General features: G+C 31.7%; 20 protein-coding genes. 4 read left to right on the top strand and 16 right to left on the bottom strand.

The annotated features are described in order from the left end of the window. Positions 1 to 169: 169 nt before the first annotated feature. The 8 genes from L3X37_RS13760 to L3X37_RS13795 form a co-directional block, all read right to left on the bottom strand. Positions 170 to 1,864, bottom strand: a complete 1,695-nt coding sequence (locus L3X37_RS13760; protein WP_237240748.1) for a hypothetical protein — start codon at positions 1,862 to 1,864, stop codon at positions 170 to 172. A 201-nt stretch (positions 1,865 to 2,065) separates the two neighbouring features. Beyond that, the gene (locus L3X37_RS13765) at positions 2,066 to 2,590 is read right to left on the bottom strand and encodes a hypothetical protein (protein ID WP_237240749.1); all 525 of its coding nucleotides are present in this window, start codon (positions 2,588 to 2,590) and stop codon (positions 2,066 to 2,068) included. 241 nt (positions 2,591 to 2,831) lie between these two features. After that, the gene (locus L3X37_RS15490; protein ID WP_369409907.1) at positions 2,832 to 2,906 is read right to left on the bottom strand and encodes a GIY-YIG nuclease family protein; all 75 of its coding nucleotides are present in this window, start codon (positions 2,904 to 2,906) and stop codon (positions 2,832 to 2,834) included. Positions 2,907 to 2,999: 93 nt separating this feature from the next. Beyond that, positions 3,000 to 4,235, bottom strand: coding sequence for a DUF6638 family protein (locus L3X37_RS13775; RefSeq protein ID WP_237240750.1), 1,236 nt, complete (start codon positions 4,233 to 4,235; stop codon positions 3,000 to 3,002). Next, positions 4,235 to 4,822 carry an NUDIX domain-containing protein gene (locus L3X37_RS13780; RefSeq protein WP_237240751.1) on the bottom strand — a complete coding sequence of 196 codons (588 nt, stop codon included), beginning with the start codon at positions 4,820 to 4,822 and terminating at the stop codon, positions 4,235 to 4,237. Before L3X37_RS13780 ends, L3X37_RS13775 begins: the two co-directional genes overlap by 1 nt. Further along, on the bottom strand, positions 4,809 to 6,773 hold the full coding sequence (locus L3X37_RS13785) for an AAA family ATPase (RefSeq protein ID WP_237240752.1): 1,965 nt from the start codon (positions 6,771 to 6,773) through the stop codon (positions 4,809 to 4,811). The genes L3X37_RS13780 and L3X37_RS13785 overlap by 14 nt, the downstream gene beginning before the upstream one ends. 60 nt (positions 6,774 to 6,833) lie before the next feature. Next, complete coding sequence (locus L3X37_RS13790) at positions 6,834 to 7,895, bottom strand: hypothetical protein (RefSeq protein ID WP_237240753.1); 1,062 nt, start codon at positions 7,893 to 7,895, stop codon at positions 6,834 to 6,836. Between the two features lie 180 nt (positions 7,896 to 8,075). Continuing rightward, on the bottom strand, positions 8,076 to 9,422 hold the full coding sequence (locus L3X37_RS13795; RefSeq protein WP_237240754.1) for a microtubule-binding protein: 1,347 nt from the start codon (positions 9,420 to 9,422) through the stop codon (positions 8,076 to 8,078). A 289-nt stretch (positions 9,423 to 9,711) separates the two neighbouring features. On the opposite strand from L3X37_RS13795, the gene L3X37_RS13800 reads away from it, so the two are divergent. Further along, positions 9,712 to 9,948, top strand: coding sequence for a hypothetical protein (locus L3X37_RS13800; RefSeq protein ID WP_237240755.1), 237 nt, complete (start codon positions 9,712 to 9,714; stop codon positions 9,946 to 9,948). Positions 9,949 to 9,960: 12 nt separating this feature from the next. Continuing rightward, positions 9,961 to 10,140 (top strand): hypothetical protein, encoded by a 180-nt coding sequence (locus L3X37_RS13805; protein ID WP_237240756.1) that lies wholly within the window; start codon positions 9,961 to 9,963, stop codon positions 10,138 to 10,140. A gap of 20 nt (positions 10,141 to 10,160) precedes the next feature. Here the strand turns inward: L3X37_RS13805 and ettA are convergent, their stop codons facing one another. The 6 genes from ettA to L3X37_RS13835 all read right to left on the bottom strand — a co-directional run bounded on the left by ettA (position 10,161) and on the right by L3X37_RS13835 (position 15,254). Continuing rightward, the gene (gene ettA / locus L3X37_RS13810; RefSeq protein ID WP_237240757.1) at positions 10,161 to 11,852 is read right to left on the bottom strand and encodes an energy-dependent translational throttle protein EttA; all 1,692 of its coding nucleotides are present in this window, start codon (positions 11,850 to 11,852) and stop codon (positions 10,161 to 10,163) included. A 28-nt stretch (positions 11,853 to 11,880) separates the two neighbouring features. After that, positions 11,881 to 12,063, bottom strand: coding sequence for a CAL67264 family membrane protein (locus L3X37_RS13815; protein WP_237240758.1), 183 nt, complete (start codon positions 12,061 to 12,063; stop codon positions 11,881 to 11,883). Positions 12,064 to 12,837: 774 nt separating this feature from the next. Beyond that, positions 12,838 to 13,710, bottom strand: a complete 873-nt coding sequence (locus tag L3X37_RS13820; RefSeq protein ID WP_237240759.1) for a pirin family protein — start codon at positions 13,708 to 13,710, stop codon at positions 12,838 to 12,840. Positions 13,711 to 13,895: 185 nt separating this feature from the next. Then, complete coding sequence (locus L3X37_RS13825) at positions 13,896 to 14,333, bottom strand: MarR family winged helix-turn-helix transcriptional regulator (RefSeq protein ID WP_237240760.1); 438 nt, start codon at positions 14,331 to 14,333, stop codon at positions 13,896 to 13,898. A 27-nt stretch (positions 14,334 to 14,360) separates the two neighbouring features. Beyond that, a complete protein-coding gene (locus tag L3X37_RS13830) occupies positions 14,361 to 14,891 on the bottom strand; it encodes an NADPH-dependent FMN reductase (protein ID WP_237240761.1) in 531 nt (176 codons plus the stop codon). A 3-nt stretch (positions 14,892 to 14,894) separates the two neighbouring features. Then, positions 14,895 to 15,254 (bottom strand): DoxX family protein, encoded by a 360-nt coding sequence (locus L3X37_RS13835; protein ID WP_237240762.1) that lies wholly within the window; start codon positions 15,252 to 15,254, stop codon positions 14,895 to 14,897. Between the two features lie 465 nt (positions 15,255 to 15,719). Between L3X37_RS13835 and L3X37_RS13840 the strand changes: the two genes are divergently transcribed. Beyond that, positions 15,720 to 16,496 carry a phage tail-like protein gene (locus L3X37_RS13840; RefSeq protein ID WP_237240763.1) on the top strand — a complete coding sequence of 259 codons (777 nt, stop codon included), beginning with the start codon at positions 15,720 to 15,722 and terminating at the stop codon, positions 16,494 to 16,496. Positions 16,497 to 16,654: 158 nt separating this feature from the next. After that, positions 16,655 to 18,283 carry an acyl-CoA carboxylase subunit beta gene (locus tag L3X37_RS13845; RefSeq protein ID WP_237240764.1) on the top strand — a complete coding sequence of 543 codons (1,629 nt, stop codon included), beginning with the start codon at positions 16,655 to 16,657 and terminating at the stop codon, positions 18,281 to 18,283. A 1-nt stretch (position 18,284) separates the two neighbouring features. Here L3X37_RS13845 and L3X37_RS13850 read toward each other — a convergent pair whose 3' ends face one another. Both L3X37_RS13850 and L3X37_RS13855 read right to left on the bottom strand, forming a co-directional pair. Then, positions 18,285 to 19,253 (bottom strand): carboxylesterase family protein, encoded by a 969-nt coding sequence (locus L3X37_RS13850; protein ID WP_237240765.1) that lies wholly within the window; start codon positions 19,251 to 19,253, stop codon positions 18,285 to 18,287. 126 nt (positions 19,254 to 19,379) lie between these two features. Then, complete coding sequence (locus tag L3X37_RS13855; protein ID WP_237240766.1) at positions 19,380 to 22,697, bottom strand: DUF2135 domain-containing protein; 3,318 nt, start codon at positions 22,695 to 22,697, stop codon at positions 19,380 to 19,382. Between the last annotated feature and the right edge of the window lie 103 nt (positions 22,698 to 22,800).

Below are 22,800 nucleotides of genomic sequence, written 5' to 3' on the forward strand. Positions count from 1 at the left end.
ATATGATCACTCATAAATCCAATATACACTTTTTCAAAGTGTTTTGAAAAACCATCCGTTTTTCAAACTTTTCCTTTGAACCCCGCAGCAAGCTGCGAGGAATTCTTTAGATTAAATCATTATAATTTGCTTTTTCTTTGTAATGTTGCTTTAAACATGCATAATTTGATTAGTTATTATTTGCTTTCAAAGAATCAATTTTCCGTTGTAAACGTTCTATTTCTTTAGTCCTTTTATCAACTACTGGAATTACTAATGTTGAATCTGTAGTTTGTTTAACAATATCAATCTCTTTATTCTCTTCCGCAAAATAATAGCCAATACCTTCGCTCAATCTCCATGCTTCATTTAATTGGTCGTAAACCATTTTATCCCATTTACTTGGGTGTTTTACATCAATCCAAATAACGTCACGGTATTCACTATCAATAAGTACCAAATCTGGAGTTGCAGAGCCATCAAATTGTCCAGCATCTTTTTCGCTAATAGCAGAAACAGTACCTAAAAAGAACATGCGCTTTCTACCTGCAATATCTTTAATATAAGGCCTAAACTCTACTGGTGTATTCGCCGTCCAATCGTATTCTTTTCTAGATTCTTTAACTTTTAATGGCATTGCTGAAACTCCAGCATAACCTTGTTTTTTTGAAGCGTGATCGTAGTAATATAATGCATTCGATCCATCTGCGGGAATAAATACGCTAAAGGTTAAACTGGTACGCTCCTCGCCTACTGGCTCTAACCCAAACCAATGATACAAACCACTATAAGCATTAGAATCGGTATCTGAAAAAACAAAATCAGTAACAAAAGGTTGTTGGTTTTGATCTTTTGGTAACTCTGGTATTTTGACTGCTGTTTCCATATTCCAAGGCAATGGATCACTAAATCCGCCTAAAAACTTTAAAGATTCGGCTTGTATTTGCGAGACTTTTTCTGCCAATGTATTTTGCCCATTCAAATACGGATAATTCTTCATTTCTTCTGGACTTATATAAGTTCCTTTCCCGATTAAAATACGTTCTATATAATCACTAAAAACGTGTTCGCCATTATTTATAACCATTACGCCACCAAATGTTGGATACGGAAACAAAAAGCCTTTCCATTTAATTAAACTTACAACTTGCACCCACTGTCCAGTATCGTTTTTCATATAAAACGTATCACTAGGCTCCATGGTAAACAATTGAAAAATATTGAAACGTTGCACCACAGCGTTATAGGTATTTCTACTAAACTTTAAAGATTCACCAATTGAAAAGATTACTGGGATTCTGTTTTCGTTTGAAAATCTAGGGAATGGCGTAGTACTAGATACTGAAAAAACTTCTTCAGTGTTATCGGTTATACCTTGCCATACATACTTCTCTGTTGGCTGAATGGCCATCGTCCATTTATTCTCACCATCAACACGAACTAAATGTGGTAACGAAACATCTTTTGTTTCTCCAACACTTTCGTTTGCCATTGATAAAATATTTTGCAATGGTTGAATGCGCTCATTTTGCGTTAGAGGTAATTCGTTAATTTCTATACGATTCAAGTTATTAAAAACATTATAGGTTTTTATGTAATCGTACATTTTAAAATGCCAACCAATAACATATAAAATTCCGAAGAAAAGAACTAACAATCCTAAAATACCAATGCGTTTTCCTGTACTTGCAGAATTTCTAAACTTTCGTAATCCAAAAAATAATACTGTAGCGCTTAAAAGAATAATGAAAATAAACTTTCTAACAAATAATAATGCAGGTTGATAATCGTCGCGCAAAACAAATAATGCTACTAACAAAATTAAACCTATAACTATAGTTATGGTTTTTTGTTTTTTTCCTTTATTCCAGTAGTTTTTTAGCATAATAAGAATTTTTAATTTTCGCCATGTTTTTTGGCATGTCTAATAGATAGTACCATAGCAATAATCATTAAAACAGGTGTTAGCAATCTTAAACAATTTTTCTATTTAAAACTACTTTTGTAATCACATCTTAACAATTCTATTATTAACAGAATAGCAAAGAGTACAATTTATATACCTAAATTTGTTTTTGTTCATTTTTCACAACAAACCTTTATCTTTTAATCGTTCACGAGCACTTTTCTCCTCAGTTTTTGGGGTTTCTTTTTTATGCTCAGGTGCTTCTTTACCTACATCTTCATCTTTGATCTTTATATCCTCAATAAAATCTTTTCCTTTCTCAATGGTCTCTTTTACAACATCTTCTAAAGAGTTACTCTTTTCATCAATAACTTCACTTGATTTAAATATAAAATTTGCTAAATATGTTCCTGCCAAAGTGCCAACAATCATTGATGCAAAAATGGAAATAGTTGCAATATCTATTGGAATTAAAAACTTAGTAATTACAATGCCTATTAAAAATAAAAACCCAATAAACACCAACCTGATTATAAATTTTTGTTGATAAACAAAGCCTGTTTTATCTGTGGGTTTTATTTGTAAGCCTCTAGAGTACATTAATTTATTAAAGAATCGATATAATCCGTTTCCGTGAGATTCTCGCCAGTAAATTAATGCTCCAAATAAAATGGATCCAATAAATATGATTAATTCTAGTGTCATTGTTTATGAGTGTTTTGTCATCCTGAACTTGATTCAGTATCTATTAATATTTCCAATCGGAAGATAAATCTTTCCATTCTTTATTATCAGTTTCAATTAAATTTATTTTCCATTGTCTATTCCAATTCTTTAATTGTTTTTCTCTTTTAATAGCGTCATCAACATATTAAAATTGTTCGAAATACAGTAATTTACACAATCTGCATTTCTTTTTAAAACCTCAACTATTTTATATTTATGCTCAAAATATTCTTCTTTCTATTTTATTTGTCATTCCAATATATAAAGCTCCATTTTTTTTAGAAAATATGTACACTTAAAATTGATAATAATTACCTTTAACTCTCTATATAAATTCCGCATCAAGTGTGGAATGAAAAATAGTCTCTATAAAATTAGTCTATAATTTTTAAATATTGTTACTAATCGTTTCAATTACCCAATCTTTAAAGGAATCATCCCAAGATTTAAAACTATTGTAAAACGCTTCTTTATCGTACCAATACAAGTATAATACATCTTTAGGAGAAATGTTTACCAAAAGCATCCATATTAAATCTTGGTGTTTGGCTTCTAAAGATGAATGCGGTTGATGCAAGGCTTCAAAAAGTTTATCATCAACAATATCGGCTATTTTAAATTCGTTACTAGTTTCTAATTTTTCTAAATACCGTTCTACACTCATTACTTTTTTTCGTGCTTCAATATCTAATTTATTTAAATAGCTTTTATACAACAACGGATCTTCTAAGATATTTTTAATGGGATGCTGCACTTTTTTTAACTGCTTAAACATTTCAAACTTTTTAATACGCTCATAGCGCTTTGTTTTTACAACAGCTTCTAAATCGTATTCAATAATAACATGATCGCGTAATTTTTCCATTAATTCGGGTTGATGAATATGATAAATAAGCACATCATAACTTACATCTTTTATAGCTTCTTTATGCCATTTTTTATCTTCAAAAACTACAATGGGTTTGATAAAATCTCGCAATACATACACCCCTCCAAAAGCTTTGGTATAAAAGGAATCTGTTGTAAATTGCAATTCGTGTAAATCTAAATCTCTGTGGCGTAAATCTCCATGTTTTTTAGCTGATTCTAATAATTGTTGATGTATAGTTTCATCAATAAAATTATGGCCTCTATTAAAGGTTTCTATAAGTTCTAATTGTTGCGCTTTAATTTTGTCTAAATCGTTTATTAAATGAAAGTCTATGGTAATAGTATTGTATTTTAAAACATCTAGAGGCTCGTAAAAAGCATCAATATTTTGGTCGAAATCTAAACATATTGCACAATCGCGTGTGATATCGTTTATTTTGTTTCCGTGAATTTTGAAAACAAATTTCATGATATCTCTATCAAATGTATGAAACGGCACATAAACTGGTTTACCTTTTTGTAAAGGAGAAATTATGATTCCGTGCGGATTCGCATCACCGTTATTTAAATAATGAAGGTCTTTTTTCTCGTCAGCGATTTCGGGACTCCAACCAATACCATCAATGGAAAATGTTTTGAGTTTGGTTTTTGTAAACCCAAGCTTTACTAGGCATTTGTTATAACGCTCAACTAGTTTTCCGCTTACAGGAATAAGTTCACTTCTATATAAATTGGCTTGTATTAGTTTTTGCATTACAACAATTTATTTATTCGAATATATTGTAACAACATAATCGTTCTAGCATCAATAATTTTATTTGAATCAATCATATTTAATGCTTCCTTAAAAGAAACTTCTAAAACTTCTATTTCCTCTCCTTCAATTTCTAATCCGCCACCATTATCTATTTTATCGGAATCTCGATATTCGCTTATAAAAAGATGCACTTGCTCTCTTACTATCCCAGGTGACAAAAACACGGTGCTCACTGCTTTTATATTTGAAACGCTATACCCCAATTCTTCTTTGGCTTCTCTTATAGCTGAGGTTTCTGGTGATTCGCCTTCGTCAATTGTACCACCACAAACTTCGATAGAAACGCCTTCTGAAACGCCAGCAACATAAACTGGTATTCTGAATTGTTTAGATAAAACAACGCTTTGTGTTTCTGGATTATACAATAATATAGCTACACCATCACTTTTTCCGTATGTTTCGTGCGATAAGCGTTTCCAATTACCATTTTTAAATTTAAAATCGAAATCTACACGCTCTAACTTACCCCAAAATTGAGATAGTACGGTTGATGTTATGTTTTTTATTCTCTTATCTTTTCCCATCAAACTGCTCTCTAGCCTCAGTTTCTATATTTAATTGATTCACTCTAGCATCAACTTTTCGTTTAAAATCGGTATCAGCTATTGTAGCAACATTGTCTAAATACCTAACCACTTCTTGTTTTCTTATTTCTGAAAAATCTAACCCTTTCATATTGGCTTTCATCAATTCTTGCAGCATACCAAATTTAGTATCGTAATCTTTTTTGAAATAAATATCTGGGTTTTCAAACCAATCGTCTTCTAAATCAAAATCTGTTAATCGCAATGAAATTGCTGATTGAATATTCCTCACATCACGCGATGAAAAGAATGGGAAAATCTGTTGGATTTCTTTAAATAAGCTTGCGTAAAACATATGCTCATTAGCGTCGTGCATTTTATCTACCTTTTCAAAAGTTTCTAAAACACGCTCTTCTGTTGGCTTTTCAATAGCATTTAAAATATCGCCCATACTTTTAGCTAAACCTTGATCTTCTAAATATTTATAGCCTTGCGGATTTTGCATATTGACAAAATCAGGCATGGTTTTATCAAACTTTTTCCACCAAATATAATCTTGATCTAAAAAGTCATGCTCTGTTCTTGCACCATCTATTTTAAAGCGCCCCTGCACACGAGAAATAACAGCTTTATCAAGCATTTCGGGAAGGTTTGTAAATAATCCGATAGAACTATTACCATAATTAACCGCATAAGCACCTTCTGTATATCTTAAAAACACACCGATAACCTCTTTCACACCAGCTGAAACACCTTGTGCAGTTCGCTCTTGCAAATTGTTTTCGGCATCATCAATAGGTGCAAAAATAAGTTTAGTAGGATCTTGTAATGGCTTCATCCACTCAACCATTTTTTCGGCAGAACCACCTTGAAATGTGCTAATCAACGTATCTGGCATGGGGTGAAACAAAAATGGAATATCGAGATTATCGCAATGCTCTTTAAGTCTTGTGGCAATAGCTGCAATCAACATAGATTTTCCAGTTCCTGGAATACCGTAGCCCATAAACACTGGCATAAAACCTCCCAATTCTTGAAACGGATTCTTTTTAGCAATAAAATCGTAACTCAACATACGCTCAGTTAACCGTCGTGCAAAATGTTTTGCATCTCGATTACCTACTATTTGCTCAAATTGGATTTTGTTGAATTCAATACTTTTGGCTGTACCTGAAAACACGTTAGACCAACCTGAAACGGCAAATTCAGATTTTTCAAGTTTATAGGTTCTATCTTCAATGGTTTCGGTGTATTCTAAAGCGCTTTTACGCAATTGAATTTCATCAATCAGTGCCTCAAAATAAACAACAGTAAAGTCTATGACATCTTTATCAGATTTAATAATCTCCGGATGTCCTAAATATTTATCATAATAAAACAAGCTACATGAAACTCCTTTTAGTGGTGATAAAAGTGATACCTCAGGAATGCCTGCAAATTTCTGTTTCATCACACTTAAATCATCTGAAGCATGTGGCTTTAAATCATGTAAAATTTTATAAGCTTTAGCAAAAAGCATAAAAGCAGTAGCAGTATGCATTTTGCTTTCAAATTCACGCTTGCCGTTATTATCTAAAGCAGATTTGTTTTCATTTAAACTCGATAGCCCTGAAGCATCATAATAACTATCTTTAATCCAAATACCTAAAGTTATGCCTTCTTGAACCGCATAAAGTGTTTGATTTAAATAAATCGGGATGGCGACTGAATCTGGTAACAATCTCTTTTTTAATGCTAATATGGTTTTAGAAACCGAAGTTATTTCAGCAGTATTCGTTCCATTATTAGCACGCGATAGATACAATAAAATAGATTCGTCTTTAGCATCTTTATCCTTGTTTTTTGCGCGTGCACCTTGCTCCCATTGTATAGATTTTAAATAGGATGCCGCTTCATCACGAAGCATATCAAGTTCGGCTAATTTTATTGGGAATGTTGAGTTGTGTTCCATATTTTTAGTCTACAGTTTTCGGTCTCAGTGTGCAGTACTGAATACTGCGTCTGCGACTATCTACTTTTTTAAATCAATTTTTAATTCTGAAATTTGAATCGGTGCCTTTTCAAGCGTATTCATAATCTCAGGAGTTTTGTTATATAATAATTGAATGATTCTATGCGGAGCAAAAACGTATTTCTTCTTAAATGCGTCATTCCATTTTTGTAAAATTTGCTTGTTAAAAAAACCACCATCTTTAAACTCACCACTAGAACTCACTTCATCTAATCTTAAAGAAATGGAGTAAGACTCTAATGGGATTTCCTTTTTAGAAATAGCTTGTAAAATAGCATGTGTAATATCATTTTCATCTTTTGCAAATACATTATGAATAGGTCCTAAATCAATTCGTTTTATAAGTTTTGGTGATACTTTTGGCAATTTTCTATCAATAGTGTATGCCATAGTATCTAAATTCATGTCTCTATCTGCAACCGTTTTTAAAACCTCGTAAATGGTATCTTTATAATCATTTACTCGATTGCCATCATAATTAAAATACATAAAGCATATAAATGGTCTGTTATGCGATACATCATAAAAACTCCAGCTTACTAACAAATCTCCAGCAGATTTTTTTGGGGCAGTCACTATTTTTCCTTGCACAAAACGATTAAAAATATATTCTTTTTTTACAGACGTATAATAAACTATTGATGCCGCTTGAAACAATCTGCTTTTTTTAACATGTTCTTTTTTTCGCATTAGCGTATTTAAAAACTCCTCTCTTAAAGTATTTATTGGGGTTAATTTCCCTAAATATTCGTCTCGCAATTCTAAATCGTTAAATAAATACCGAAACTCTAAATAATTTGGAAACCCAGAATAGGTTAAATCTACCTTCATATTATCCTCATCATACATATACTTAACACGCATAGCCTCAATGGAATACAACAACAAATCGCAATACTGCTTAAATAATTGCACCTCAATTTCATTGCAAATTTTTTGCTGCTGCACCGCTACAATTAATTCTTTAAAAGCAAAATCAACCATTTTATGGTAAAAAATATAATGCTCTTTAGAATCGAGAATAGCTGAATCTAATGGTGTAACAATATGGTTTATGGACATTTATTAAGTCTTCAGTTGTCAGTATTCAGTTTAGCCACGAATACACTAATGTTTAAGTTAATCTTGTTGTTAACAAAAAAGCTTGCGTTAAGGATTAAAATATTTGTTGAAGCTCCTCACAGAGAGCAACTGCCGAAAGCCTGACCCCGATTTTTCATCGGGGTAACGCACCAATTACTTTTAAGACAACAAATCGTCATCGTTAGCTACTGGCTTTTGGTTAGGTTTATCTCCTTCTCCATCATCACCAGATGGTTCATTAGCATCAGAGTTATAATAATCTTCAAAAATCTCTTTCATATCAATACCATAGCGCTCTGCAAAATTCTTTTGAATATCGCTATCCTTAGCACGAATTTCTTGTAAAGCTTCAGCATAACTACTGTAAACACCTTGCATAACTTTTTCATGCACAGGGATATTATCCATCATATCTTGACGTGCTTTGGCACTAGCTGTATGCATTGAAGCCAATGTTTCACCGATATGCTCATCGGTTTTTACACCTAAATGCTCTAAAATAGCCGCAAATTCTTGGTCGGTTCTCGCTTTTAAAGCCACCACATAACCATCGTAATATTTAAGACGTTCCTCAGTGTCACTCTTTAATTTAGCACGATGCGTTTGCAAGTTACTACGTAACGATGTTAATACTTTAATAGTTAAATTGTGCTTATGTACAAAGCTATCTTTACTTGCTGCAAGTGTTGTATAGGCGTTTTTAAGGCCTTCTAATTCTTCAACTTTTTGCTCTAAAGTGGTTACTTTACCTATGGCTTCTGCGTATTCGGCAGATTGTTTATCGGCAATATCTTCAAGCTCCTGACGTGCCTGTTTTAAAAGGGCATATTGGGCTTCTAGTTTTTCTTCAACCTCTTTCTTTTTCTCTAAAGCTTTTGTATGATTTTTAGATGCTTCAACAATAGCATCTTTAAGTTTTTCTTCTACTTCTTTAATTTCTACTTCTCTATTTTTTAATCGGCTTACAGCTGCTTGAGATTTATAAGACAGCTCACCTAAAAGTGTTTGAACATCAGCTTTTTCAATACGCTCTTGAAACATCGCTTTTGCTTTGTTATCTGCACCCGCACGCACTTTTTCGGCTGCTTTTAAAGCATCCTGTGCTCTTTTAATTTTACTTTTTCTTCCCCAAAGGTTATTCCACCATGTATCTGGCTTAGCCTCGGCATCTTCTAATTCTATTCTGGCGCGTTCTAATGCTTTTTGAGCATCATCTATTACTTTTTGTTCAGTTGCATTTAACGATGAGAATTTTTCAAAAATAATACCAACTTCGTCTTGGTAATCGGTTAAATCTTTAATAGCATCTAATAGTGTTGTCCTATCTTTTTCGGCCATATGCACCACATCATCTAAAGTGGCATTTAGTATTTTTTGACGCACCTCTGGATCATCTTCTTGAGATAATTTAGATTTCATGGTGTCAATGGCTTTTCCCCAATTAACATCTACTTTTTCGGTTTTTTCGTTTGAAGAGGTTTCTAATAAATCAAAATCATCTGACATGTTATATATTGTATTTAAGGTTGAACAATTTTACGGACAAGCAATTTCGTTAAAAAATATCAATTTTAAAATTTATACTGCTTAAATTATTGGTATAAGAAGTTAATAAAATGTTACATTATTATCTTGTTACTTATTAAAAAGCAATTTTCAATCAGAACAGAAGATATACTTAAGTTTATATTACAGGATAAGCATCTCAAATACAGTTATGTATAATTTTTAGATGTAATAATTAGTAAAAAACTGTATATTTGAGCAGCTATTAACTCAAATAATATACTACCAAATGCTACTAAAAACTTTTATTTCAGGTTACATACCTCTAGCAAGCCAAACCGATATAGTAACTATATTAATTGTTGTTGTTGTATTTTTTTCTTTTTTATTGATACTTGGTGTTAGAAAATCTTATTTTCTTAAAAAAGAAAATGACCGTTTAAACAAGATGAATACGACCATTGAAGACGAAAAGGAAAAACCTTATAAAGACTTTACCGATGGGCATATGTATGGTGGGAATTAATACAAATTGATTATGACAACTCTAGTATTAGCATTTATTGGAACTTATTATATTGAACTCCTATACCGTAGAATTATATTAGGTAAACGGTGGGAAGTAGAATTAAACATCTTTAATAATAATTTAAAAACAATCGATTTTATAGAACAAGAAGCCGATTTTAAATTAGCGCAGAGTCACCTTTACAAATAAAAATCTCGACTAGTTATTAATTATCTTATCAATTTCTTATACTTAATTCGTTTAGGTATTAAATCGCCACCAAGGCGTTTCTTTTTATTTTCCTCATAATCTGAAAAACTACCTTCAAAGAAATACACCTGGCTATCACCTTCAAAAGCTAAAATATGTGTACAAATACGATCTAAAAACCAACGGTCGTGACTGATTACGACAGCACAACCAGCAAAATTTTCTAAACCTTCTTCTAATGCTCGCAACGTATTGACATCAAGATCATTAGTTGGTTCATCTAAAAGTAATACATTGCCTTCTTCTTTAAGTGTCATGGCTAAATGTAAACGGTTACGCTCACCGCCAGAAAGTAAATTTACCTTTTTATTTTGTTCACTTCCTGAGAAATTAAAACGACTTAAATAGGCTCGGGAATTTACTTGTTTTCCACCCATCATTATTAATTCTTGCTCATCGCTAAAGTTCTGCCAAATGGTTTTCTCCGGATTAATATTTGAATGGCTTTGATCGACATAGGCTATTTTAGCAGTATCGCCTACTTTAAACTCACCATTATCTGGAGTTTCTTCTCCCATAATCATTCTAAAAATGGTGGTTTTACCAGCACCGTTTGGACCAATTACACCTACAATTCCTGCCTGCGGCAAATTAAAATTTAAATCTTCATAAAGTAATTTATCATCGTAACCTTTACTAACTCCTACAGCTTCAATAACATTGGTGCCTAAACGTGGTCCGTTTGGAATATAAATTTCAAGCTTTTCGTCCAATTGCTTTTGGTCTTGACTCATAAGCTTATCGTAATTCTTTAAACGTGCTTTTTGCTTTGTTTGGCGCCCTTTGGCACCTTGACGTACCCATTCTAACTCGCGTTCTAAAGTTTTTTGACGTTTAGATGCTGTTTTACTTTCTTGTGCTAATCGTTTTGACTTTTGGTCTAACCAAGATGAATAGTTACCTTTCCATGGAATACCTTCACCTCTATCGAGTTCAAGAATCCAACCAGCTACATTATCTAAAAAATATCTATCGTGTGTTACGGCAATTACAGTACCTTTATATTGGGCTAAATGATGCTCTAACCAATGTACAGATTCTGCATCCAAATGGTTAGTTGGTTCATCCAATAGCAAAACATCTGGCTCTTTTAGAAGTAATCGACATAGTGCTACTCTACGGCGCTCACCACCAGATAATACAGCAATTTGTTTATCACCGTCTGGCGTACGTAAGGCATCCATAGCAATTTCTAATTTGGTATCAAGTTCCCAAGCATTTGCTGCATCAATTTGATCTTGTAATTCTGCTTGACGGTTCATTAATTTTTCCATTTTATCTGGATTAGAATATACTTCTTCCAAAGCAAATTGGTCATTAATACTATTATACTCATCAAGAATAGCAACGGTTTCAGCAGCACCTTCACGAACAATTTCCATTACAGTTTTTGTTTCATCTAGCTTTGGTTCTTGCTCTAAATAGCCAACAGAATAGTCTTGAGAAAAAACTACATCTCCTTGATAATTTTTATCTACACCTGCAATTATTTTTAATAACGTGGATTTACCAGAACCATTAAGTCCTAAAATCCCAATTTTAGCACCATAAAAAAAGCTTAAGTATATATTTTTTAAAACTGGTGTATTTGCACTCTGAAATGTTTTGGTAATACCAGACATTGAAAAAATTACCTTCTTATCGTCACTCATTTTAGTTAGTTGTAAATAGTTAAGTTGATTATACTCTACCTTTTAATGCGTTGAATACCCATGCAATAGCAAAAAAGCCAATTCCTACTGCTGCAAATCCCCAACCTGCAACATCATCATATCTAAATGCACCTAAAGCTATTAACGCTAATCCTACTAAAATCATAATTGTGGTAGCCCAAGCTAACACTGTATTTTTATTCATTGCCATAATCTTAATTCTTAAATTTTTGATGGTTAGTCTAAAAAACAAATATCGTAAATTAATATGTATTTATAGCCTCACTTTTGAAGTTTATAAGTATCTGTTTTTAGTTTTTAGAGAAATTTTGTTTTACAAAATTTATTGCCTTAACCAGCTATACATACATTTAGAAAAAGATTGTCTATTTAACACGATCGTGTTATATTTAATTAAAATACAAAATAGTTAAATACAATAAACAAACTTGTTTCTATTTTAAATTAAAGTATTCACGAATGCTTCGCATTTCCAAGAGCGACAGGTAAGATATGAGTTTACAGAAGCTCATAAAGGCAGTTTTCCTGTTGAATTGATGTGTAGATGGACTACCAATAAATTTGGTTGCTTTTTGCGGAGTGAAACAAGTTCTGCTACACTTTCTTTGATTGCGAATTCTTGTGGTTTTGCCATCCTTAAAGATAAAAAATATAACGACATTACATAATTAAATTGGTATTACGAATTTATCTTGAATAACTTAAATCTAAATTGTAATGGTATTGATAGTTTTATACAAATACGAAGGTTTAAGTTAAGTAATTTAAAGCTAGCAAGTATTAATATTACTACTAAATACACATCTTAAAATTATGTATAACGGCTTTATAGCCAAAAAAAGAATCTTGTTTAAAATCTATAATCGAACAAAGTATTTCAATAAAATACGAAAAAACTATTTGATTACATAGAATCTATTAGAAAACGTATTAGCTAAAAGCACCCTAATTAAGAATGCTTTTTTTAACTTACTGGAAGAAAGCCCATTTTACCCATCTGGTAATCGCGCATAGCTTCTAAAAGCTCAGTTTGTGTATTCATAACATATGGGCCGTAAGTTGCCACCTCTTCGTTAATTGGATCTCCTGAAAGAAATAATAACTTACTAGAGGCGTTTCCTTTTATTAAAAAGCCTTCTCCATCTTGATTGAATTGTATAAACTGATTTTTATTTAATACTAACGATTTGGTATTATTAACCAACACGTCTCCCTTAAGCAAGTATAAAAGCGATTGATGCTTTTTATCTATACTAATTTTAAAACTTCCTCCTTGTTCAATATCTATCATATAAGCGTTTACTGATGTTTGGGTTGTAATTTTACCACTTTTTCCTTCTAAAACACCTGCTATTACTTGAACATTAACTTTGTTGTCTTTTGATGAAATTACACTAAAATCTTCATTTTTAATATGCTGATAGTTAGGTTCAATCATCTTCTTTTTTCCTGGTAAATTTAACCATAATTGAATACCTTCTAATGTTCCTCCTTTTTTTACAAATGCTTTCGAAGGTCCTTCGGCATGTATAATACCTCTGCCAGCTGTAGTCCACTGTACATCTCCAGATTTAACTAAACTTTCATTTCCTAAAGAATCTCTGTGTAATTGTTCTCCTTGAATTAAAAATGTAATGGGTTCAAATCCACGATGCGGATGAGGTCCCAAATCAAAAGGATTGCTGCGTTCTGATATTTCATACGGACCATAGTGATGCAGTAGTACAAATGGGTCTACCATATTTATATTTTGTGTTGGCAATGGTTGTCGCAATTTTATTGTACCCATATTTACAAAATCACTCCTGCTAATTGTTTTTATTGTATTTAGTTTCATCTGTTTATATTTAGTTGTTTGTTTTTTAATAGTGAGATGTCATTCGCCAATTAATTATCCCTTGGTATCAAGATTTGGTATGGCTCATTTCATAATTTATATTTTACAATAGTTTCCATGGAAACTATTTGGTTAAAAAAATATGCTAATATATCTTTATGAGATTCCTGCTTTCGCAGAAAATGCTAACGTATTTTATCCAGCAGATTACTTAATTGCTCTGCCTCATTTAATGTTAAATTCGCTAATAAGTCTTCTTTAAATTTTTTATCAATCTCATTTAAAAGCGCTAATCCTTGTTCTGTAATTTCAATATGCACAACACGCCTATCTTCTGGACATGGTAATCTATTTATTAAATTTTTATCGCACAGTTTATCCATTAATCGTGTTGCGTTTGGTGCTCTTTCCAACATGCGTTCCTTAATGGTTTGAACTTTAATAGCTTTACCTGCTCCTCTAAGAATTCTTAAAATATTATACTGCTGGGGCGATATTCCAAAAGGCTTAAAAAAAGTGTTTTGCTTACTACTTATCCAGTTTGCTGTATAAATAATATTTAATAAAGCCTTAACCTTGTTATTCTTAAATGTAGAATTAATGTCTTTTGAAATATCTCCCATGCTAACAGTTTTATTGCTATTAATTATTTATAGAGCACTTCTAAATTTTTCAACTTCATCAACTAAAGCTGCTTGTAATACTTCATTAACTAATTTTCCATCAGCAAAATTATCATTAAATAAAGACAACGAAAACTCAGCGACAATATTACCGCCCATATAAGGAAAACGTCCTTTAGCAATTTCTAGTACTGTTGCTCCTCCTCTACCTCCTGGAGAAGTTGCCATAAGCAACATAGGTTTGTTACTCCAAAGTTTACCATCAATTCTCGACATCCAATCAAAAATATTCTTAAAAGCAGTGGCATATGCTCCGTTATGCTCTGCCAGCGATAAAACTATCCCGTTACTAGCTTTTATTTCATTTAAAAACTTATGGGCATTATCTGGAATTCCATAATCTATTTCATAATCTATTCCATATAATGGTAGTTCAAAATCATTAAGATCTAAAACTAACAACTCTACATTATCAACTAAACTAGCAGCGTATAGCGCCAATTGCTTATTTATTGAATTCTTACTGTTACTACCTGCAAAAGTTATAATTTTTTTCATCCTTTAGTTTTTATTAATTCTTTTATTAAATATATAAGATATTATTAACAGCACAAAAGCTATTAGCGCACCCGTTTGTTCTCCATCTCCAATCATATAATGCGCAAAAAAGGCCAAAATAAATGCAAAAAAGAAACCAGCATAAGCCCATTCCTTTAATATTTTAAAATTTGAATTCCATATTGCAAATAAACCTAAAAGCTTAGCTATAGCATATGGATAAATAATATATGCTGGATAGCCAAAAGCTATAAACATAATTACAACATCATCTTGTTTAAAAAAATACATACTTACAGAAAACAATATTAACAAAGTTAATAACCCTGTAACTATGTAGTAAATAATTTTATCTCGTTGCATTAATTTTTACTTTTTAATTACGCTACAAATGTATAAATAAATATTTTATCTTCCAAGGAATATATTTCCATGTAATATTATTTATGATTTCGTTAATTTAGCTATATATTGATTCCTATACTTGTAATACATGGCAAAACAATAAGAAAGCGAGTGAACTCCAATACGGTGTCAATGGTAAGATTTTGTGTAATGATTTACATAAGCCATTTTAATTCTTAGAAAACCCAAATTAAAAATGAGAATATTTTTCAACTAAACCTGTTAGACAACTCTAACTATTCTAACACATATCTCTTGTTTGCTATTGACCAAATTCAAAAAAAATATTAATTTATTTGAATTTGTTATTCCTCTTAAAAAAACTGTATTTTTATACAATCCTAATATTCATAAAATGAAACATCCATGATTAATATTTAATCACACAACCAATGACCGTTGAATAACAATAAATATAAACACATGAAAAAAATCAATCTTTTAACAATAATGGTATTGGCAGTATTAACTAGCATGAAAGTTTCTGCACAGGTAAAAATTGGGAGCAACCCAACCACTATAGACGATGGCTCTATATTAGAAATAGAAAGTACCACAAGAGGTTTTGTGCCTCCGCGGATGACTACCGCACAAATGAATGCTATACCCTCACCACTTGTAGGTTCTATAGTATTTAATACCGATATAAATTGCCTGTTTCAATTCAAAGATACATTTGGATGGAGTAGCCTTTGTGAATCTGGATCAGCAACCTCATGGACCGATGCTAGTCCAGTAACATTTACAGCTTTAACTGCTGCAAGAGTAGCAACAACAGCACCTACAGTAGATCCCAATGCTTTTATGAATTTAAGAGAATGGAAAATTTGTGACGATGGCTATGTTGAAGAAACTATTGTTGTTGCAAGCAACGGAACTGGTGGTGCAGCAGGTGGTGGATATTATATTATAACGCCACAGTTTAATATTGATACCTCCAGACATGTAGTGTACACTGGCAATCTTAACGTATCGATAGCTGCCTCCTCAAATACCTATGCTGCTAGTGTAGGTAGTGGGACAGTGTCTCAAGACGGCGCTAATGCCACACTTTATGCCGTACCCATTTCAACTAACCAATTAGCCTTAGCATCATTGCAAGGCAGTGCTGGAGATAGATTCATCAATAGCACCCACTACCAAATGAGTGTTAACCATTGGCAACTAAAATTAACGCTTAAATATAAACCAGCGCCATAGTTTATACTCTTACAAGCTAAAAAAGCAAATCTTAACGGATTTGCTTTTTTAGCTTATTGAAATTCCCTTATATTTTTTTATTAAATTAAGTTCAAGTTAGCACAAACACAATTCTAAAATTTGAAACTTTTGTACCTTAGCATCAAACAAAAGAATTAATGGACATCAACTTCAACAAAAATGAAGATTATAATAAACTTCTCCTTTCAGAATTAAACAATAAACTAGTAAAAGTTAGTTTAGGAGGCGGTAAAAAACGCATTGAAAAGCATCATGCTAAAGGTAAAATGACAGCCAGAGAGCGGATAAATTATCTTTTAGATGATAAATCGAAAAGTATTGAAATTGCCGCATTTGCTGGAGAGGACATGTATAAAGAATACGGTGGGTGCCCTTCTGGTGGCGTTGTAATTAAAATAGGTTACGTAAAAGGCAAACAATGTATTGTAGTGGCTAACGATGCTACCGTTAAAGCAGGTGCTTGGTTTCCAATAACTGGGAAAAAGAATTTAAGAGCTCAAGAAATTGCAATTAAAAACAAACTACCTATTATATATTTAGTTGATTCTGCTGGCGTGTATTTGCCAATGCAAGATGAAATTTTTCCAGATAAAGAACATTTTGGTCGTATTTTTAGAAATAATGCTGTAATGAGTAGCATGGGCATTATCCAAATTGCTGCTGTTATGGGAAGCTGTGTAGCTGGTGGTGCATATTTACCTATTATGAGCGATGAAGCTTTAATTGTTGATAAAACAGGAAGTATTTTTTTGGCCGGAAGCTATTTGGTAAAAGCGGCTATTGGAGAAACCATTGATAATGAAACTTTAGGCGGAGCTACAACGCATTGCGAAATTTCTGGAGTTACCGATTATAAAGCTAAAGATGATAAAGATGCGCTCGATACCATTAAAAATATTATAGATAAAATTGGTGATTTTGATAAAGCTGGCTTTAACAGAAGTGAAAGTAAAAAACCAAAAGAAAACCCTAAAGACATATATGGTATTATACCCAAAAGTCGTGCTGACCAATATGATATGTACGAAATCGTAAAACGATTGGTTGATAATTCTGAATACGATGAGTATAAAGCAGGTTATGGAAAATCTATTATTACTTGCTACGCTAGAATTGATGGTTGGGCAGTTGGTATTGTAGCCAATCAACGCAAATTAGTAAAAACCAAACAAGGTGAAATGCAATTTGGTGGCGTTATTTACAATGATAGTGCAGATAAAGCCACACGATTTATTGCAAATTGTAATCAAAAAAAAATACCATTAGTGTTTTTGCAAGATGTTACAGGCTTTATGGTTGGTAGCAAAAGTGAACATGGAGGCATTATTAAAGATGGCGCAAAAATGGTTAATGCTGTTAGCAATTCTGTCGTTCCTAAATTTACGGTTATTATAGGAAATAGCTATGGTGCAGGTAATTATGCTATGTGCGGAAAAGCTTACGACCCTAGATTAATTGTTGCATGGCCTAGCGCAGAACTTGCTGTTATGAGCGGAAACTCTGCTGCTAAGGTTTTATTACAAATAGAAAAAGCTTCGCTTGAAAAACAAGGTGAAAAGATTACAAAAGAAAAAGAAGATGCACTTTACAAAAAAATAAAGGATAGATATGATACTCAAGTTTCTCCATATTATGCAGCTGCACGCATTTGGACCGACGCCATTATAGATCCTTTAGATACTAGAAAATGGATTTCTATGGGAATTGAGGCTGCTAACCATGCTCCTATTGAAAAACCTTTTAACTTAGGTGTTTTACAGGTTTAAACTATTCTTTGCTTTTCGGGATAGTAACTAATTCATCATAGTAAAGTAAAATTTTATCAACATTACCTGCTTCATTTTTTATAAACTTAAACTCAGTTTGTTGATTTTTATCGATAAAGAAAGTATCCTCACTTGAAGGAATAAGCGTTGTAGTTCTTTGTCCTGTTTTCATAATAAGATTACCATTTTCAATAGTAACCATACTTTTAGTTTTATAATTTCCCATTTCAAAATCATATTCACCAACATATTGTTTAAGCGTTTTTAAAGGTAAATCAATCGCTTTGTGCGTATATTTTTTCTGCCTTAAAAACCATTCATACAATTTTGAATCACCATAGGCTTGTATCCAGCTATCGTGGTAAGTTTCGGGATAGATTGTAAATTTTACATTTGGGTTAATTGGCTTTAATGCGTTTATCATATCTTCTGATGCAGAAACAGGTACAACTGTATCTAATCCCCCATGAAAACACCACACAGGCATATGCCTAAGTTTCCAAGCTTCTTCAACATTTCCCCATCCGCAAATAGGAGCAATTGCAGCAAACATTTCAGGGTGCTTTTGTGCTAAATTCCATGTGCCGTGGCCACCTAAACTTAAACCCGTTAAATAAATTCTATCAGTATCAACTCTATTTTTTGCTATAAAATCAGTAATCATTTGATACAATACATCTTCATCCCAACCTGTTTTTGCTTGTGGAGATATGATAATAAAAGGAAATTGCTTTCCTTTTTCAGCAAGCATTGGCGGACCATGAACTTTTACTTTTTCAATATCAGTTCCTCTTTCTCCAGATCCATGTAAAAAAATTAATAAAGGCCATTTTTTTTCTAAATCATCTTCGTACTGTTCTGGCAAATATTTAAGATACTGCTCTTCAATAATAAATTTTTCGTTGGTTTGTTGCGCCATTACAGTTTGCATTCCTAAAGCACAAAATAATAAGTAAAATATATTTTTCATGTATTCATTTAAATGTTTAATAAATATAAAGGTTTTTAAATAAATCAATGTTGTTTTTAGTTTGTTTGTCCTTCTACAATTTTATAGAAACAAAAAGAGCGACAAAATAGTCGCTCTTTTTACTAACTAAACTTCCAATTTAGCTACAATTTGTTTATCCTTTGTTTTAGTTAACCTTATAATTTTAATGTCTTTAGTTTCATTTGGTTTTCCAAAGTTTTTAAACATGGTAACTTTCATGAATGTTGGGTTTTCAATTTTTTGATATCTATCTCCATAATAATTTACTTTAATAAAATACTCACCGGGTTTTGCGTTTTTTATTGTAAATTCTTCTGGACCAAAACCTTGAGTCATGTCTTGTGATAATTCTCCACCAATTTTAGTTTTTTTATTCTTATAGTAACATTCTTCTAAAAAAGGATCAATTACATGTAAATCTATATCAGTGTCATTATGATTCCAATCGATAACAATCCTTATATCAAATGATGCATTAACTTCATTTATACTTTTAAAACCGTCTTTATTAATTTTGCTATTATTTTGAAGCAATTTATTAATTTCATTTCTAGAAATTTGCTTCATACCAGCAAATTTTCTTCTATTATTGTCTTTATAAATATCCCCATTAACAATACTATTTAGTAGATTAAAAGATTTTTGAGTTAAACCAATTTCTTGATAAGCCAATGCTAAATCTCGGTACGATTGTGAATCTTCAGGACGTAATTTCAACACTTGATTGTATATATAAACTGCAATACCATAATTATTTGCTTCTTCTAATTTGTAACCTAAAACTCTTAAAAGCTCATAATTATCAAAATCTAATTCTGCTATGTTTGTTAATATTCTAAGTTTGATTTCTTTGTTATTCCATTTTTTAAAATAATCATAAACATCTATATAGTATGCAGGAACGGTTTCATACTTTTCTCTTTGAGATAAGTATAATTTATAAGCTTCATCTAAAGATTTAGCTTTATTTAACTCGGTAATATAAGGTGTGTTTAATGTTTGTGTTTTTACTTTTAATCGTCCCTTATATTTATTTCTTTTTTCCCTTGAATTACTAAAACTACGATTTCTGTTAATATTATTATTATTATTATTAAAATTACTGGATATAACAATAACGCCATTAGCAGCTCTACTACCATAAATGGCGGCCGCTGAAGCACCCTTCAGCACAGTGATACTTTCTATATCGTTTACATTTACAATATCATCTATATCACCACTTACAGGTATACCATCTAAAATATATAATGGTTGATTATTACCATTAAATGAAGCAGCTCCTCGTATAACAATATTAGAGCTAGCTCCTGGCTGCCCACTTGCTGAATTTACTTGTACTCCTGCAATTCTACCTTGTAAAGCCTGTCCTACGTTAATAAACCCTCTATTACTTATATCTTCACTATTAACCACTGAAACTGCTTCTGTTAGTGATTGCTTTCTTTGTACACCGTAACCAACTACTACAACTTCCTCTAATTGTGCTGAATCTTCTTCCATAGTAATATTTACAATTGAAGAATTACCAATAGTGGTTTCTAATGTTGTCATGCCTATAAAACTAAATACGAGGTCTGCACCAACTACGGCGTTTATAGCATAATTACCGTCAAAATCAGTTTGTGTTCCTGTAGTTGAGCCTTTTACTATAACATTTACTCCTGGTAATGGTAACCCAGAACCATCTACTACTGTTCCTGATATATTTCCTGAATTAGATATTTGAGAGGTTTCAGTTTCTTCTGGTTTCATTTCATTTTCTTGAACTGTAACAACTTTTTTTCCATTGTTTCTATTTATAATTTTATTGTATTCTTCTAATAACTCTTCTGGTGGTGTAATTTTATACCTTACATAGTCCCAAACCGTTTCTAAAACAATTAATGATGTATGATTACTAACCAGATTATAAAACATACTATGTGTTACAATGGCATCTCTATTTGTATCACTCTCTTGTTGAAGCACATTTAATTTTTTTTGAGCCCAAATACGCTTTACTAGACTATTTGTAACATCAGGTTTAATTATTAAAGTATCTTTTTTAACAATACTATTCCCGTAACCAAACTTTAAAACAACTGTATCCTGCAGTTTAAAATTTTTACCAGAAAACGAAAAATCAGCTGATACGGTTTGAGGTTCGTTTGGGTAAACCTCTAACTTTTTATTTGAAGACTCGTAACCTAAAAATTTAAAAGGCTGGTATATTATTTTATCAACAGATTCTTTTATTGTGGCATTCTTTAAATTGATATAATTTCCGTTTGTAGCTTCACAAATACTATTTAATTCGCTGTGATTTGCTTTTACAATGCTATTTACAACATAAATGGGTTGACTTGTTTTTACAACCAAATCACTTAGATTTTTCATGCCATCTGAAAACAATAAAATTTCTTGAGATGAATTGTTTGAAAACAAATTTGCATAAGATGTTCCGCCATCATAAGTAGTGTTAACTAATGCTTCTTTTAGATTACTCCAATTACCATTATTTACTTTGTGTTTTTTAGTTGATAATATTTGATTACTAAACGTTATCAAGTTTACTTTTACATCTTTTAAATGAGCAAAATAACTTCCTAAAAATTCGAGTTCTTTTTCTAAATCTCTGGATTTCATAGATAAAGAAGCATCCCAATACATTGTAATAACATTTGGCTTTTCCCTAAGTTTTTGTTCTGCTTTTAGTGTTTTGTAGAAATAGAAATAGTCATCAATTATTATGGTTTTATTGCTATTATAATATTGTGGAATTTTAATTATTAATGATTCACTAGGTGTATAATTTTTCTTTTCAACTTTAGCATAAAAATTGTTATACAATGCTTTAAACTTAAAATTTTCTATTTGACCTTCTTCTAATAAAGGTTTTATCTTTTGGTCAAACACATTCATTTCTAAAGAGAAATGATCTAAATTCTTTTTAAACCCCAAAGGCAATTGAAAATAATGTGCTTCTTCATTTAAAATTAATTCTTGTTCGTGTGCTAAAACCACTCTTTTGTAACCTTTTGCTGGAATAGGATAAATTCTTGCTTTGTAATTATTACCTGTTCCTTTTTCTAATAAAACGGGGTCTACGCCTCGTCTTACAACAGCTTCAAAAGCAACTCGTCCTTGCTCTTTTTCAACCACTATGGCCTCTCTTAACTTTCCGTTTACATCTAAAGCTAACCTAGAAACACGTTGTCCTTCTCCTAGCGGAAATGCTAATTCGCCTTCTAAAATATTGCGTGTTGGATTATAAAAAAGCATGTCGTAAGTTGTTGTGGCAATATTACCAACAACTTCTACTTTAATATCTAATGATGTAATTCCCAGCTTATCTTTTCCAACTTTTATAGATGGCATACTTTGAGAAAAAACAGCTAATGGAAAAATAAAAAAAATGAATTTGTAGAGTGCAGTTTTCATAATAGTTAATTTTTAAGTTTAGCATAAAACTATAATCAAACTATATGTTATAAAACCGAAAATGAGTGAAGCGTACTTTTGAGTGAGGTAACCTTAAAAACAA

The sequence above is a fragment of the Wocania arenilitoris genome, assembly GCF_021728535.1.
Lineage (GTDB): Bacteria > Bacteroidota > Bacteroidia > Flavobacteriales > Flavobacteriaceae > Wocania_A > Wocania_A arenilitoris.